General features: G+C 62.2%; 12 protein-coding genes. 11 read left to right on the top strand and 1 reads right to left on the bottom strand.

Annotated elements, in window-relative coordinates; all coding sequences use genetic code 11:
- Positions 1-2: 2 nt before the first annotated feature.
- Positions 3-758 carry a GntR family transcriptional regulator gene (locus AC1RO0_RS27320; protein ID WP_498595694.1) on the bottom strand — a complete coding sequence of 252 codons (756 nt, stop codon included), beginning with the start codon at positions 756-758 and terminating at the stop codon, positions 3-5.
- 128 nt (positions 759-886) lie between these two features.
- Here AC1RO0_RS27320 and AC1RO0_RS27315 point away from each other — a divergent pair, with 128 nt between their 5' ends.
- From AC1RO0_RS27315 to AC1RO0_RS27265, 11 genes are all read left to right on the top strand, one after another.
- Positions 887-2209: a M20 family metallopeptidase gene (locus tag AC1RO0_RS27315; protein ID WP_498595693.1), complete on the top strand. Its 1323-nt coding sequence runs from the start codon at positions 887-889 to the stop codon at positions 2207-2209.
- Positions 2210-2221: 12 nt separating this feature from the next.
- Positions 2222-3772, top strand: a complete 1551-nt coding sequence (locus tag AC1RO0_RS27310) for an ABC transporter substrate-binding protein (RefSeq protein WP_498595692.1) — start codon at positions 2222-2224, stop codon at positions 3770-3772.
- Between the two features lie 117 nt (positions 3773-3889).
- On the top strand, positions 3890-4837 hold the full coding sequence (locus AC1RO0_RS27305; RefSeq protein WP_498595691.1) for an ABC transporter permease: 948 nt from the start codon (positions 3890-3892) through the stop codon (positions 4835-4837).
- Entirely contained in the window at positions 4830-5660 is an 831-nt protein-coding gene (locus AC1RO0_RS27300) for an ABC transporter permease (RefSeq protein WP_498595690.1), read from the top strand. Before AC1RO0_RS27305 ends, AC1RO0_RS27300 begins: the two co-directional genes overlap by 8 nt.
- A gap of 1 nt (position 5661) precedes the next feature.
- Positions 5662-7299, top strand: coding sequence for a dipeptide ABC transporter ATP-binding protein (locus AC1RO0_RS27295; RefSeq protein WP_498595689.1), 1638 nt, complete (start codon positions 5662-5664; stop codon positions 7297-7299).
- Positions 7300-7322: 23 nt separating this feature from the next.
- Positions 7323-8543 (top strand): M20 family metallopeptidase, encoded by a 1221-nt coding sequence (locus tag AC1RO0_RS27290; RefSeq protein ID WP_498595688.1) that lies wholly within the window; start codon positions 7323-7325, stop codon positions 8541-8543.
- Between the two features lie 6 nt (positions 8544-8549).
- On the top strand, positions 8550-9671 hold the full coding sequence (locus AC1RO0_RS27285; protein ID WP_498595687.1) for a M24 family metallopeptidase: 1122 nt from the start codon (positions 8550-8552) through the stop codon (positions 9669-9671).
- Between the two features lie 359 nt (positions 9672-10030).
- Complete coding sequence (locus AC1RO0_RS27280) at positions 10031-10249, top strand: hypothetical protein (RefSeq protein ID WP_498595686.1); 219 nt, start codon at positions 10031-10033, stop codon at positions 10247-10249.
- 107 nt (positions 10250-10356) lie between these two features.
- Complete coding sequence (locus AC1RO0_RS27275) at positions 10357-12117, top strand: ABC transporter permease (protein ID WP_498595685.1); 1761 nt, start codon at positions 10357-10359, stop codon at positions 12115-12117.
- Between the two features lie 23 nt (positions 12118-12140).
- On the top strand, positions 12141-13472 hold the full coding sequence (locus AC1RO0_RS27270; protein ID WP_498595684.1) for an ABC transporter ATP-binding protein: 1332 nt from the start codon (positions 12141-12143) through the stop codon (positions 13470-13472).
- A gap of 125 nt (positions 13473-13597) precedes the next feature.
- Positions 13598-14662 carry a sensor histidine kinase gene (locus AC1RO0_RS27265; protein WP_498595683.1) on the top strand — a complete coding sequence of 355 codons (1065 nt, stop codon included), beginning with the start codon at positions 13598-13600 and terminating at the stop codon, positions 14660-14662.
- The last annotated feature ends 2 nt before the right edge of the window (positions 14663-14664 follow it).

The raw sequence follows: 14664 nt of genomic DNA, 5'->3' as shown, positions 1-14664 counted from the left end.
CCCTACTGCACCTCATGCACATAGCGGTGGCTTCTCGTCGTCGCCCGATGGCGCGCGACAAGGACCGGGGCGGCGGACTGATCGTAGGACACCTCATCGATCGTCAGCACCGCATCCGGCAGAGTGAGCTTCAGCAGGCGGGCATCGTCTTCCGTCGCAAGCGTTGCCGCGATCTGTTCGCGAACCGCGGAAATGCGGATGCCGTAGCGATCGAGAAGAAACAAATAGAGCAGCGCGGGAATGTCCTCTTTCTTTTCGGGGAAAGCTGGCAGCAAGTGCGCCGGAAGGGTGATGACCTCGTGCATGACCGGCACGCCCCCGACGCTGCGCAGGCGGTGAAAAGTGATCACCTCCGTCGGGCTTTCCAGTTGCAGGCTCGCGCTCTCGTCCTGGTTGGCCAGGCGCTTCTCGAGCGACAGAATTTCCGAGGTGGAATTCTGCAGTGAGCCGTCGAGGCCGTGAAGGCGGAAATACTGAAAGAAGAACCGCAGGCTGTGCTGCGGTGTGCGCCCCGTCACCACCGTTCCCGTCTTGCGCCGGCGGCTCAGCAATCCTTCATTGGTCAGATCCGCTAAAGCCCGCCGAATGGTGCCGACCGCCACTCCGAACATCTGCGACAGCGCGATCTCGCTCGGCAGGATGGTCCCGGCCGGCCATTTGCCCATCATGATCGCTTCCGTGATCTGTCGTTTGACGACCTCGTAAAGCGGCAGGGAAAACTCCGACGCTCGCGATGTGTCTGCTAAAAAATTGGGCATTTCGCGCAATTAATTGCCTCTTATTTGGAGTTGACTCGCGGAAGGCGAGGAAGCATCATTACTATATAGTTTATATGAATACGAGAGCAGAGCAAACCTCCATTCCGCGCATCTTTTCGGAACTCAACGTGAGCAATCAAGCCTTATCACCCCAGTCGATATCATTTGCAAACGCCTTGGCGGCAATCGAACGCGATGTCGAAAAAGCGGTCGAGGATCTGGCGCGGATGATTGCCATCGACACCTCCTTTCCGCCCGGCATGGGCTATCCCGCCTTCGCGGACCTGATGGAAGAACTGCTGGCACCTCTGGGCTTTCACACCAGGCGCGTGACGGTGCCGGACGAGCTATGGCGCGTCGCCAATGGCCCGGCTTGTGGAGAGCGCGTCAACCTCATCGCCGAGCGTCCGGCAAACAAGCCGACCTGCGGCCTCTATTATCATGTCGATACAGTTCCCGTGTCTCCCGGCTGGCAGCGTCATCCGCTGCGCCTGACGCGCGAGGGAGGCCAGCTTTTCGGGCTGGGTGCCGCCGACATGAAGGGAACGATTGCCGCAACCCTGCTTGCGCTTCGCGCAGCTGAAGAATGCGGCGTCGAGCTTGCCTACGATCCCATGCTGCTGCTTTGCACGGACGAGGAAGGCGGGCTCTATCCCGGCATCCGTTACCTCGCCGAGCAGGGCATGCTGAAGGGACACATCATCAATTTCAACGGCTCTGCCGCGCCGCGCATCTGGGCCGGCTGCTTCGGTGTCTTTAATCTACAGATCACCATCAAGGGGCATGCCGTTCATGCCGGCGAAGGCAATCGCACCGGTTCGGGCATCAACGCCATCGAGGGCGCCCTTCCCCTCCTCAATGCATTGCAGGCACTGAAGCCGAAAGTCGCCGCGTTTGAATCCGCGCTGCCCCCGCCGTCACATGCAAACGGCCCGTTGCGGCCGCAACTGTCGATATCCGCCGTCAACGGCGGCACCTCGGGCGGACAGGTCGCGGCCGAGATCAAGATCCTCGTCAGCCGCCGCTATGCCCCCGAGGAAAGCTACGAAGCAGCTCGTGCAGAGATCGAGGATCTGGTGCGCGCCTGCGTGGCGCAAACGCCGGGCCTTGGCTTCGACATCGATCTCGTCGGCCATCTGATCCCGACGGCGGACCCGGATGGTCCCCATTGGCCGCGCTGGCAGAAGGCATTGAGCCTCGGCTTCGGCTACCAGCCTTCCGACTTCAGCAAATGGGGCGCCGCGAGCTGCTCGGATTTCGGTTACGTGCAACAGGCGGGTGTCATGCAGGAGGTACTGCTCGGCGGGCTTGGCCGTCCCGAAAGCTGCATCCACAGCCCGGAAGAACATACGACAACGACGGATATCATCGCGCTGGCGAAAAGCATTCTCGCCTATCTCGCGCGTGATTTTTCCGCCGATCTCATTCCTGAATACTCTGCGTCAAAATAAGGGGAACACCAGATGCTGAAGTTGAACCGACGTTATTTTCTGGCCGGAACGGCAGCGCTGCTGACAGCACCGTCTCTCGGCCTTGCTCAAGCCGCCACGCCCACCAGGGGAGGAACCTTGCGGATCTCCGTCGATCAGGCGGCAAGCGTGATCCATCCGCTTCTCACCCGCGTCAATCCGGAATACATGGTCACCGAGTTGCTCTACAGCAACCTGACGCGGCTGAAGGTCGACATGACCATCGAGCCGGACCTTGCCGAATCCTGGAGCGCCAACGATGCGCTGACCGAATGGACGTTCAAGCTCCGCGCAGGTGTGAAATTCCATGACGGCACGCTCTTCACCGCGACCGATGTCGTCGAGACCTTCAAGGCGATCCTCAACCCGAACAATGCGTCACCGGCCCGCAACAATGTCGGCCCGATCGCCGATGTCACGGCCGCCGACCCTCTGACCACCGTCTTCAAGCTCTCCGGTCCCTATGCCGACTTCCCGGTCGCCATGGCCTATACGGTAGCCCGCATCATTCCGGCCTCGATTGCGACCGGAGATTTCAAGAAGCTCTCGACCACGGCGAACGGCACCGGCCCCTTCAAGCTCGTATCCTATGAGCCCGACCGCCTGATCGTCGTCGAACGCAATCCGGACTATTACGATCCGAAGCGCCCCTATCTCGACCGCGTGGAAATCCGGGTTTTCCCGGATACATCGGCGCAGACCTCAGCGCTTCTGGCCGGCGACATTGACGTCGTCTCCACGGTCCAGCCCACCGAGTTTATGCGCATGAAGGACGCCCAGGGCGTCAATGCGTTGCGCATTCCGTCCGGCCAGTTCTGCAACATCAATTTCGGCTGCGACACCAAGCCGTTCAACGATCCGCGTGTCCGGCGTGCCCTGGCGCTGACCGTCGACCGGCAGGCTATGGTCGATTTCGTCACCGAAGGCTTCGGAACGCCGGGCAACGACACGCCACTGAATTCCTCCTATCACTTCTACACGGACCTGCCGCTGCGCCAGGCCAATATCGAGGAAGCAAAGAAGCTGCTCACCGAAGCGGGCTATCCCGACGGGTTCGAAGCCACTCTGATCGCTTCCGACAAGCCAAGCCAGCGGACGCAGCTTGCCGTCGCGCTCCGCGAAATGGCCAAGGAAGCCGGCATCAGGATCAATGTCCAGACGATGCCGCACGCCACCTATCTCGATCAGGTCTGGAAGAAGGGCAGCTTCTATGTCGGCTTCTACAACATGCAGCCGACGGCCGATGCCATCTTCAAGCTTCTCTACACGTCCGACGCAGCCTGGAACGAGACGCGCTGGAACAACGCGGCCTTCGACAAGGTCGTCAACGAAGCACGCGGGATCACCGACGAGGCCAAGCGCAAGGCGCTCTATGCGGAAGCGCAAAAGCTGATGAACGAGGAAGTCCCCTCCATCATCCCGGTCTTCTTCGACGTGCTCGCGGCCAAGCGCGACTGGGTCTCGGGCTTTGAAGTCCATCCGCGTGCATCCGTCTTCCGCCTCGATTACACCGCCCTGACCGACAAGGCGCCGAAGCGGAGCTGATCTCGCTTAAGCTCGAAGCCAATATAGGCGTTGCGCGTCGTTTTCCGGCGCGCAACGCAGATCAAAGGTCGGCCGCACAATCCGCAGCCCACCACAGGAACGCCAGGGAACAAGCCCTTGTCACCGCATTATCTCATCAAGCGACTATTGATGATCGTCTACACGCTCTTCGTCGTGTCGCTCGTCGTCTTCGCCATTACCCAGGTTCTGCCGGCCGATGCCGCCGTGATGATGCTGGGCGAAAACGCCACCGCCCAGGCACTCGACGCCCTGCGCCAGCAGATGGGTCTGAACGACCCTGTCTGGCTACAATATCTCCATTGGCTGGGTGGTGTCCTGCATGGCGATTTCGGCCATTCGCTGCGCACCGGCCAGCCGATCGCCCCCGTGATGTTCGAAGCGCTGGGACGGTCCCTGCTTCTCGCCTGCCTGTCGATCAGCCTGATGCTGGTGCTGGCCATTCCGCTCGGTGTTATCGCCGCAATGCGGCGCGGTCGCCTGACCGACATGCTGGTGAGCCTTGTGTCCTATGCCGGCGTTTCCTTGCCAGAATTCGTGACGGCAACGGTCGCGGTGCTGGTCGTCTCCGACTGGCTGAAATGGCTGCCTGCGACGGGCTACGTGCCGCTCACCGAGAATTTTCTCGATGGCCTCGCGCATCTGGCGCTGCCAGTCTGCGTCATCTCCATCATCCTCATCGCGCATGTCTCGCGCATGGTCCGTTCGGAGCTCGTGGATGTGCTGCACACCGACTACATCCGCGCGGCGCGGCTGAAGGGCCTCTCCGGTTCACGCGTTCTGTTCGGCCACGCCCTGCGCAACGCTCTGCTGCCGACCATTACCGTCGTCGCGCTCGATGTCGGCTATCTACTCGGCGGCATCATCGTCGTCGAAGAGATCTTCGCCATTCCCGGCATCGGGCGGCAGTTGATCGTCGCCATCCAGACGCGCGACCTGCCTTCTATCCAGGCCGGTGTCCTGCTCATGGCGGCCACCTATTCCATCGTCAATTTCGCCGCCGACCTTCTCTATGCCTGGCTCGACAAGAGGATCCAATATGGTTGAGCTTCTCAAGCGGCTGTTGCGCACACCGCAGGGCGCCACCGGTCTGATCCTCATCATTCTGGTGTTCATTGTCGTCGTCTTCGGCCCATGGCTTGCGCCGCGCGATCCCGAAGCCATGTCGATCCTTGCCCGCTACAAGGGGCCGAGCATGACCTTTCTGCTCGGAACGGATCAATATGGCCGCGATATTCTCAGCCGCCTTCTGATCGGCGCCCGCGCAACGGTGATCACGGCGGTGGTCGCCACGCTCGCCGGAACCTTTGCCGGCGCCTTCATCGGCACCGTGTCCGCCTATCTGGGAGGTCGCGCCGACGAGATTATCATGCGCACGATCGATGCGGTGATGTCGATCCCGAACCTTCTGTTCGCGCTTCTGATCGTCAATCTGCTCGGCTCCGGCAGCGTCAATGCGCTGGTGGCGGTCGCCGTCGCCTTTGCGCCCGGCATGGCGCGCATTACTCGCAGCGTCGCCCTTTCCATCCGCAAGCAGGACTATGTCAGCGCGGCAATCGCCCGCGGCGAAAGCTCGTCCTATATCATCCTGCGCGAAATGCTGCCCAACGTCATCGCCCCGATCATCGTCGAGACGACCATCCGGATTTCCTTCGCGGTGATGCTGTTCGCGACGCTGAGTTTTCTCGGGCTCGGTGCCCAGCCGCCGGCAACGGAATGGGGACTGATGATCTCCGAAGCGCGCCAATACATGCATATCAGCGCCGGCATCCTGATCTGGCCGAGCCTGGCAATCGCAATCGTTGCCGTCGGCTTCAACCTGCTCGGCGATGGCCTGCGCGATGCCCTCAACCCGCGCACGGGAGGATGAGATGAGCGAACCCGCACAGAACAGTGTTCTCCAGATCCGCAACTATTCGCTCGATTATCTCACGGTGAACGGCGTCTTCCACGCATTGAAAAATATCGACCTGGAGATCGCCGCCGGGGAGATTCTCGGCCTCGTCGGCGAATCCGGTTCCGGCAAGACGTCGCTTGCCTGGTCGATCATGCGCTATCTACCGGACAATGCCCGCGAAGCCGGTGGTGCCATCCGGCTGCGGGGCGAGGATCTCGCGGCGAAATCGCCGGCCGAAGTCGGCCGCATGCGCGGCAAGCAGATCAGCATGGTGTTCCAGGATCCCGGCACCTCGCTCAATCCCACCCTTTCGCTCGGCACACAACTGACGGAGGCGCTAAGGCGTCATCGCGGACTTACGAAGAGACAGGCATGGAGCGAAGGCGAGGCGATGCTTGCCCGCGTCGGCTTGAAGAACCCGACCCAGATGATGCAACGCATGCCGCATGAAGCATCGGGCGGCGAGAAGCAGCGCGTCGTCATCGCAACGGCCTTTGCCTGCAATCCGCAATGTATCATTTTCGACGAGCCGACGACGGCACTTGATGTAATCACCTCACGGCAGATCCTCGATCTGTTTCTCGATCTTCAAGCGGAGACCGGCGTCGCCTCGCTCTATATCTCGCACGATCTGGCGCTGCTGTCCCGCACGGCAAAGCGCGTGGCGGTGATGCGGCGCGGCGAGATCATCGAACAGGGCGCCATCGATGATATCTTCAGGGCACCGCGCCAGGATTACACAAGAGAGCTGCTTGCCGCCGTGCCCCGGCCCGCCAACCGGCTGGTCGAGACGCGCCCCTCCTATCAGGCCAAGCCGCTGATGGAGGTCGAGAATGTCAGCGTGCATTACGGCCGCAAACCGTTTCTCTCGGCGCTGACGGGCCGCGCCTTCAAGCGTTTCACCGGCAATCGCGCCATCAGTCTCACTGTGCAACCAGGCGAAATCCTCGGCATCGTCGGAGAATCCGGCTCGGGCAAGTCGACGCTGGCCAAGGCGATGACAGGGCTCAACCCCTTCGAGGGAAGGATGACCTTCACAGGGCGGACGATCGCCGGACTTGCCGATATGGACCGGAGCTATCGCAAGGATGTCCAGCTGATCTTCCAGCACCCCGACGCCTCGCTCAATCCCCGGCAGAAGATCCATGAAATCCTGACGCGACCATTGAAACTCTATGGCGCGGGCGAAGACGCGTCCCTGTCGCAGCAGATCGGCGACCTGCTGGAACAAGTTCGCCTGCCGCGCACCCATGCCGACCGCTATCCGCATCAGCTCTCGGGTGGGGAAAAGCAGCGCGTCGCCATCGCCCGCGCCTTCGCCTCGAAACCGAAGCTCGTCATCTGCGACGAGATCACCTCGGCGCTGGATGTTTCCGTGCAGGCCTCGATCGTGCAGCTGCTGCTGGAACTGCATCGCAAGCATGGCACCGCCTTTCTCTTCATCACCCACGACCTCAATCTCGTCCGCCAGATCGCGCATCGCATCGCCGTGATGTACCGCGGCGACCTTGTCGAGGTCGTACCATCAGACGAAATCGCCAGCCCTGACCGCGCCGACTATACCCGCCAGCTCATCGCGGCGGTTCCGGCACTCGCGGGCACATCCCTGTAGAATTGCAGATCAAGGAGCATACAATGGACCCGAAATCGCTCGTCGGCACGATCGACGAGAAGAGCTGCCTCGACTTCCTGTCGAACATGGTACGCCAGAAGAGCCATTCCCAGACCGATGGCGAGCGCGAACTTGCCCGCATCATGGCTCGCGAGATGGCGGCGATCGGCCTCCAGTCCGAGCTGCAGCCTTTCGAGGACGGTCAGCGCTTCAATGCCATCGGGCGCCTGAAGGGATCGGGCGGCGGCAAGAGCCTGCTGTTCAACGGCCATCTCGACACCAATCCGGTGACCGAAGGTTGGACAGTCGATCCCTGGGGCGGCCTGGTCGATGACAAGTTCATCTACGGTATCGGCGTTTCCAACATGAAGGCGGGTGATGCCGCCTATTTCTGCGCCGTCAAGACGCTGCTCGATGCCGGCGTGAAGCTCAAGGGCGACATCATCCTGACCTATGTGGTGGGCGAATTGCAGGGCGGCGTTGGTACGCTCGCCGCGATCCGTAGCGGCGTCAAGGCCGACTATTTCATCAATAGCGAGCCGAGTGATCTTGCAGCCGTGACCATGCACGCGGCAGCGCTGAGCTTCGTCATCGAGCTTACCGGCGACACCCGTCACCTCTCCAAGCGCGAGCAATCCGTCGATGCCATCGCCGCCGCCTGTGATATCATTCCGCGCATCAATGCCATGACCTTCAGCGACGCGAAAAGCGAAGTGCATCGCTCGATCAATCGCGGTCATGTCGGCGTCGTTCATGGCGCTCTCGGGCGCGATCTCGAGGAATGGCGGCCGCCGCAGGTCTCCGACTTCGTCCGCATCCGGGGCTCGGCCCGTTACGCACCCGGCCAGACGCAGGAAGGCGTCCTCGCCGATCTCGCCGGCGAACTCGTCGAACTTGAGAAGCGTTTTCCGGGGCTGAAGGCCAAGCTGGTTCCCGAGATGATCGAGGGCCGCCCGCTGATGCCGCCTTTCGAGGTATCGCCGACCTCACGCATCGTCACATCGATCAATGCCGCATACGAGGCCGTGCGCGGCGAGAAGCAGCCAACCGGCGCCATTACGCCGACCCGCTTTTACGGAACGGATGCCGGCCATCTCTATCATGAGCTCGGCATGGAAGGCATCGTCTGCGGTCCGGGCGGGCGCTACAACACCATGCCGGACGAGCGTGTCGATATCGTCGATTACCTCGACATGATCCGTGTCTACATCCTCACCATTCTCGACATTTGCGAGATCGCCTGAGGCCGCATGTTTCCTCGTGACGAATATGACTGGCGGATCGCCAAAGCGCATGCAGCAATGGACGCCGCCGCTGTCGATCTCCTTCTGATCGACAGCGGTGAGCTGCTGGCATGGCTGACGGGCTATACCGTCTCCGAAACCATGTATCGTGCCGCCCTGCTTCCGCGCCACGGCCAGCCGTGGTTCGTACTTCGCGAACTCGACGAGGCGCCCTGCCGGGAGAAAACCTGGATCGCCGATGTCATCGGCTTTGCCGATACCGATGATCCTCATCAGGCCGTCGCGGACAGCATCTGCGCCTATGGTTTCGCTGACGCCCGCATCGGCGCCGATATCAATGCCTATAGCTTTAGCGCCCATACGGCCGCCCGGCTCAAGGCATGCCTGCCGCGGGCGGAATTCATCGCCCTTCCCGGTATCAGCGACAGCCTGCGCTGGATCAAATCATCGCGCGAAATCGCGGTTCTGGCGGATGCGTCTGCCATTGCCGACAAGGCGATGCGGGCCATCGCCGAGACAATCCGCCCGGGCATGTCGACCCGCGATGCGGCAGCGGTTGCAGCGGCAACCTTCCTGCGGGAGGGCGCCGATACGGGCGAGACCGGACCGATCGTCAAGGCGAGCGGCAGCCACGAGTTTCTGCATGGTGCACTCAAGAATGATGTGTTGAGCGAGGGAGACATATTGCATGTCGAGCTGATCCCGCGCATCGGCGGCTACGGCGCGCGTCTGATGCGGCCGATCATTGTCGGCAAGCCCGCGTCCCGGCTTCGCGATGCGGCGTCCCGCATCGTCACGCTGCAGGATGAGCAGATTGCGGCCATGAAGCCAGGGGTGATGGCACGGGATATGGACACTATCGTCCGTAACGGACTGGTCACGGAGGGATGGCGGCCTACCTACAACAACGTTACGGCCTATACGCTTGGCCTCTATACGCGCACGCCGCGCACGAGCGACTTTTCCCGCGTCTTCCTGCCGACCGAGAATTGGGCGCTGGAGGACGGAATGGTCTTCCATGTCTATGCAAGCGCCTGTAGCCTGGGCTTCAGCGAAACAGTCGTGGTGACACCTGAAGGCGGCAAAAGGCTGACATCAACTGCCCGGCAGCTATTGATCTCCGGCTAGCCGCCCGATCACGGCGGCGGCGCTTGCCGCCCCCGATTGGCCTGATCAACGGGGACAAACCTCCCCACCTATACCAAGGTATAATCGCGGTGCACCAACGCCTGATTGACCGCCCATCCCCCTCCATGACATGACGGCCATGCCCCACGACGCAGTGCGCGGGGTTACCGAAACAACAGATCAAGAAGCCAATGGACAGCTACCCTAGTCGCTGTCCGGTTGCGGCATCCGGCCGCCGCCGGATGGTCATCGCAACAACCTGGACCGCTCCCGGCGCAACCGCCCGGGCGAGCGCCGGTCGGGCCTAGCCTGTCCGGTTCGTCGCCCGGACCGCCGTCGGCGGACCGAGGAGGTGAACCATGAACAACATCGTTCTTTTTCGCGGACGCACGTCCGTATCCAGATTTCCAGTTACTCGGGCACTGCCCGCCAATTCCCGACTGCCGCGCCCGGTCCTTGTTGCCGTCTGGCATACCAATCCGCTGAGCGGAAAGCTGGAATGCCGTTGGACCACGCAGGCCCAGGCGCCTGTCGAGGAGGACGGTAGTCGTCGCATGGACAACCATCGGGCGGCTTGAGGGTCGTCCATCTTCCCTTTGACGAACATCGCACCGGCGATTGCAGCCTTTATCACGTCGCGCGGGCATATCGCCGACACTCTCTCATTCTTCCATGAGGTTATCACATGGTCTTTCTTTCCAATGATCGTCGGGGGCACAGCGCCGTTGCCGAACTGGCACGGACCCGCATCCTGCCGAACGGCTACGATCTCGTCGCCTTCGCCTTCGTCGCGGCGTTGGCCGTGCTCGCTGTGCACGGAGCAGCCGAAATGCGGGCGCCGCTAGAAGGCCTGGCAAGCGCCCCTATCTCGCTCGACCCTGCGCGGCTGCCGGAATATGCCCTGCGCACGACGCTGCGGATGTTCGCGGCCATCGGGGCTTCGCTGATCTTCACCTTCGTTTTCGCGACGCTGGCCGCCAAAAGCCGGCGGGCGGAGATGATCATCATCCCGGCCCTCGATATCCTGCAATCCGTGCCGGTGCTCGGCTTTCTCACCTTCACCGTCACCTTCTTTATGGGGATTTTCCCAGGAAGCCAGCTTGGCGCCGAATGCGCGTCTGTCTTCGCGATCTTCACCAGCCAGGCCTGGAACATGGCCTTTTCCTTCTATCAGTCGTTGCGAACGGTGCCGCGCGATCTCGATGAGGTTAGCCGTGGTTTCGGTCTCTCCGCCTGGCAGCGGTTCTGGCGGCTCGAAGCACCTTTTTCGGCGCCTGGCCTCATCTGGAACACGATGATGTCGATGTCCGGCGGCTGGTTCTTCGTCGTTGCCTCCGAAGCGATTACCGTGGGCAATACTACTGTGCAGTTGCCGGGCCTCGGCTCCTGGCTCGCGGTTGCCATCGACAAGCAGGATTTTGCGGCCGTGAGCTGGGCGGTCCTCGCCATGGGCGCCGTCATCGTGCTCTACGACCAGCTTCTCTTCCGGCCGATCGTCGCCTGGGCCGACAAGTTCCGGTTCGAGCAGACCGCCGGGCAGGAAAAGCCCCGCTCGTGGGTCTATTCGCTGATCCAGCGCACGCGTCTGCTGAAATACCTGATGGGACCGCTTGCCTGGGCATGGGGCAGACTGATGCTCGTCCGACTGCCGGCCATGGCCCGCAAGGCACCGGTCGTCAGGCGAGACAATGCCATGGCCACACGCATGCTCGACTATGCCTGGTTCGCCCTGATTGCTATTGTCGGCATCTGGGGTATCTGGACCGCCTTTGCCTTCGTCAGCCAGACGCTCACATGGAGCGACGCGTGGGAAGCCTTTAGCGGCGGTCTCGTCACGCTGCTGCGCGTGCTCGTGCTGATCGCGGTGGCGTCCGTGATCTGGGTGCCGATCGGCGTGTGGATCGGGCTGAGGCCAGCCGTTGCCGAGCGTGTTCAGCCGGTGGCGCAGTTCCTCGCGGCCTTTCCCGCCAACGTGCTGTTTCCTTTCGCAGTCATTGCGATCGTCGCGACCGGTGCGAGCCCGAACATCTGGCTTTCACCGCTGATGGTACTCGGCACGCAATGGTACATCCTCTTTAACGTCATCGCCGGCGCCAGCGCCTTTCCGACAGATCTGAAGGAAGCCTGCTCCGTCTACCAGCTTCGGTCATGGACCTGGTGGCGGCGCGCCATTCTGCCGGGGATCTTTCCCTACTACGTCACCGGCGCGCTGACGGCGTCGGGCGGCTCGTGGAACGCCAGCATCGTCGCCGAGGTGGTGAGCTGGGGCCACACCAAGCTCGAAGCCTTCGGCCTCGGCTCCTACATCGCCAAGGCCACGGAGGCCGGCGACTACCCGCGCGTCATCCTTGGTATCGCGGTCATGTCGCTCTTCGTCACGCTTTTGAACAGAACCCTGTGGCGACCGCTCTACGTCTTCGCCGAACGCCGCCTGCGTCTCAACTAACCATTCCAGTCGGAGTAACAATCATGGAAAACACCGTACTCACGAAGAAGGCAGGAATTGCCGAAGGCACCGTGCTGGTATCGGCCAAGCAGGTCTGCCAGATCTATGACAAGGGCGCCTCCGGCTCGCTGGTCGTGCTGGACAATGTCGATCTGGAGCTTCGATCCGCCGAGATCGTCGGACTGCTTGGGCGCTCCGGCTCCGGCAAGTCGACGCTGCTGCGGGCGATCGCCGGCCTGATCCGGCCGAGCAAGGGCGAGGTCACCTTCGAAGGCAAGCCGGTGACCGGTCCTAACTCGGGCGTCTCCGTCGTCTTTCAGAGCTTCGCGCTCTTCCCCTGGCTTTCGGTCCTGCAGAATGTCGAACTCGGCCTCGAAGCCCAGGGCGTCGCACCGGCCGAACGGCGCAAGCGGGCGCTTGCCGCTATCGACCTCATCGGCCTCGACGGTTTCGAAAGCGCCTATCCGAAGGAACTGTCGGGCGGCATGCGCCAGCGCGTCGGCCTTGCCCGCGCCCTTGTCGTGCGCCCGAAAGTCCTTTTGATGGACGAGCCCTTTTCGGCGCTCGACGTGCTGACGGCGGAGACACTGCGCACCGATCTGCTCGATCTGTGGTGCGAAGGCCGGATGCCGATCGAATCCATTTTGATGGTGACGCATAATATCGAAGAGGCCGTACTGATGTGCGACCGCATCCTGATCTTCGGATCAAACCCCGGCCGCGTCATCGCCGAAATTCGCGTCGACCTGCCGCAGCCGCGCAACCGTCTCGACCCCACCTTCCGGATGCTGGTCGAGGACATCTATGCACGGATGACCGCGAAGACCGGCACCACGGCGCGCGACGGGCTGTTCCCGGGCACCGGCATCGCCATGGCCCTGCCGCGGGTATCGACCAACCTGATGTCCGGCCTGATCGAGACGGTCGCGGCCGAACCCTACCGGGGACAGGCCGACCTGCCGCCGCTTGCAGCCCATCTCCATCTCGGCATCGACGATCTCTTCCCGGTCGCGGAAACACTGCAACTGCTGCGCTTTGCCGATCTGGAAGGCGGCGATATCCGGCTGACGGCCCCGGGCCTGCGCTTCTTCGACAGCGACGTCGACGAACGCAAGCGCCTGTTCGAACAGCATCTCGCCACCTATGTGCCGCTCGCCGCCCATATCCGCCGCGTCCTCGACGAGCGGCCGACCCATCGCGCGCCGGCCCGGCGTTTTCGCGACGAGCTCGAGGATTACATGTCGGAGGATTATGCCGATACCACGCTGAAAGCCGTGACGAACTGGGCTCGTTATGCCGAATATTTCGCCTATGACGAGAATGCAGACCTGTTCACGCTTGAAAACCCGAGCTGAGAACCACGCCTGATCATGGCCGACCATTGGCCCACCGCAATGGTCGGCATTGCTCATGGCTTTCCGATCGTGCACCCTGCCGTCGCATGTGCAGCGGCGGATTCGGGTGGGAAGGGTAAGGCGATATGAGGCGCGAGGTCCTGCGATATCTGGTCGAGGCGCCCTTGATGTGGCTGGGCATTACGCTGCTCGCCGCCCTGATCTTCGTTGCCGACACGGTAACCAATCTGGAGATCGCCTTTGCGGTGCTCTATGTCTCGGTGATCCTCATCTCCGTGCGCTCCGGCCGGCCCGGGGCCGTCATGGTCGTGGGGATCGCCTGTGCTGTCCTCACCATAGTCAGCTATTGTCTGACACGGCATGGAAATTCCCAATCCGGCATGGTGAACGGGGCCATAAGCCTGCTTGCGATCGCCGCGACCACCTATCTGGCGATCCGGATCGAGGCGACCGAGGCAAGGGCAAGGCAGGCGCAATCCGAACTCGCGCGGATGTCGCGTATCATGACGATGGGCGAACTCAGCACCTCCATCGCCCATGAGGTGAGCCAGCCGATCACCGCGATCGTGGCCAATGGCAACGCCGCGCTACGCTGGCTGTCGGCGGCACCCTCCAACCAGGAGGAAGCACGGCGCGCGCTCGACAGGATAGTCAAGGATGCGGGCCGCGCCGGCGAGGTGATCGGCCGCGTCCGCAGCCTGGTTGCGCGAACAGCGCCATCGCGCGACAGCATCGACATGGCCGAGACGATCACCGAGGCGTTGGCGCTCGTCCGTGGCGAGATTCGCGAAAACCATATCCTGCTGCGCACCGAACTTGCCAACGATCTACCATCCGTAACGGGCGATCGAGTCCAGCTGCAGCAGGTGATCCTAAACTTCGTCATCAATGCCATCGAAGCGATGGCGGGCGTCGATGCGGAGAAACGCGAACTGCTGGTCAGCGCCGCAGCTGACGACAAGAAGATAACGGTCAGCGTGCGCGACACCGGCATGGGCGTGCCGCCAGCCACTTCCGACAAGATGTTCGAAGCCTTCTTCACGACCAAGACGACAGGAATGGGGATGGGGTTGGCGATCAGCCGGTCGATCGTCGAGGCGCATGGCGGCACGGTCTATACGGCGCCCAACTTCCCGCATGGCGCGGTGTTCGGCTTCATCCTGCCGTGGGATACTGGAGTGAGAGGATGACC

The organism is Rhizobium sp. GW821-FHT14E12 (genome assembly GCF_058803745.1).
The sequence above is the reverse complement of the archived record's forward strand: the minus strand, read 5'-3'. Positions and strand labels throughout refer to the sequence as shown.

Bases quoted from the DNA above. Each gene is read 5' to 3' on its own strand.
- AC1RO0_RS27310 (WP_498595692.1), top strand. From the start codon at position 2,222: ATGCTGAAGTTGAACCGACGTTATTTTCTGGCCGGAACGGCAGCGCTG.
- AC1RO0_RS27290 (WP_498595688.1), top strand. From the start codon at position 7,323: ATGGACCCGAAATCGCTCGTCGGCACGATCGACGAGAAGAGCTGCCTC.
- AC1RO0_RS27285 (WP_498595687.1), top strand. From the start codon at position 8,550: ATGTTTCCTCGTGACGAATATGACTGGCGGATCGCCAAAGCGCATGCA.
- AC1RO0_RS27280 (WP_498595686.1), top strand. From the start codon at position 10,031: ATGAACAACATCGTTCTTTTTCGCGGACGCACGTCCGTATCCAGATTT.
- AC1RO0_RS27270 (WP_498595684.1), top strand. From the start codon at position 12,141: ATGGAAAACACCGTACTCACGAAGAAGGCAGGAATTGCCGAAGGCACC.
- AC1RO0_RS27275 (WP_498595685.1), top strand. From the start codon at position 10,357: ATGGTCTTTCTTTCCAATGATCGTCGGGGGCACAGCGCCGTTGCCGAA.
- AC1RO0_RS27320 (WP_498595694.1), bottom strand. From the start codon at position 758: ATGCCCAATTTTTTAGCAGACACATCGCGAGCGTCGGAGTTTTCCCTG.
- AC1RO0_RS27300 (WP_498595690.1), top strand. From the start codon at position 4,830: ATGGTTGAGCTTCTCAAGCGGCTGTTGCGCACACCGCAGGGCGCCACC.
- AC1RO0_RS27265 (WP_498595683.1), top strand. From the start codon at position 13,598: ATGAGGCGCGAGGTCCTGCGATATCTGGTCGAGGCGCCCTTGATGTGG.
- AC1RO0_RS27295 (WP_498595689.1), top strand. From the start codon at position 5,662: ATGAGCGAACCCGCACAGAACAGTGTTCTCCAGATCCGCAACTATTCG.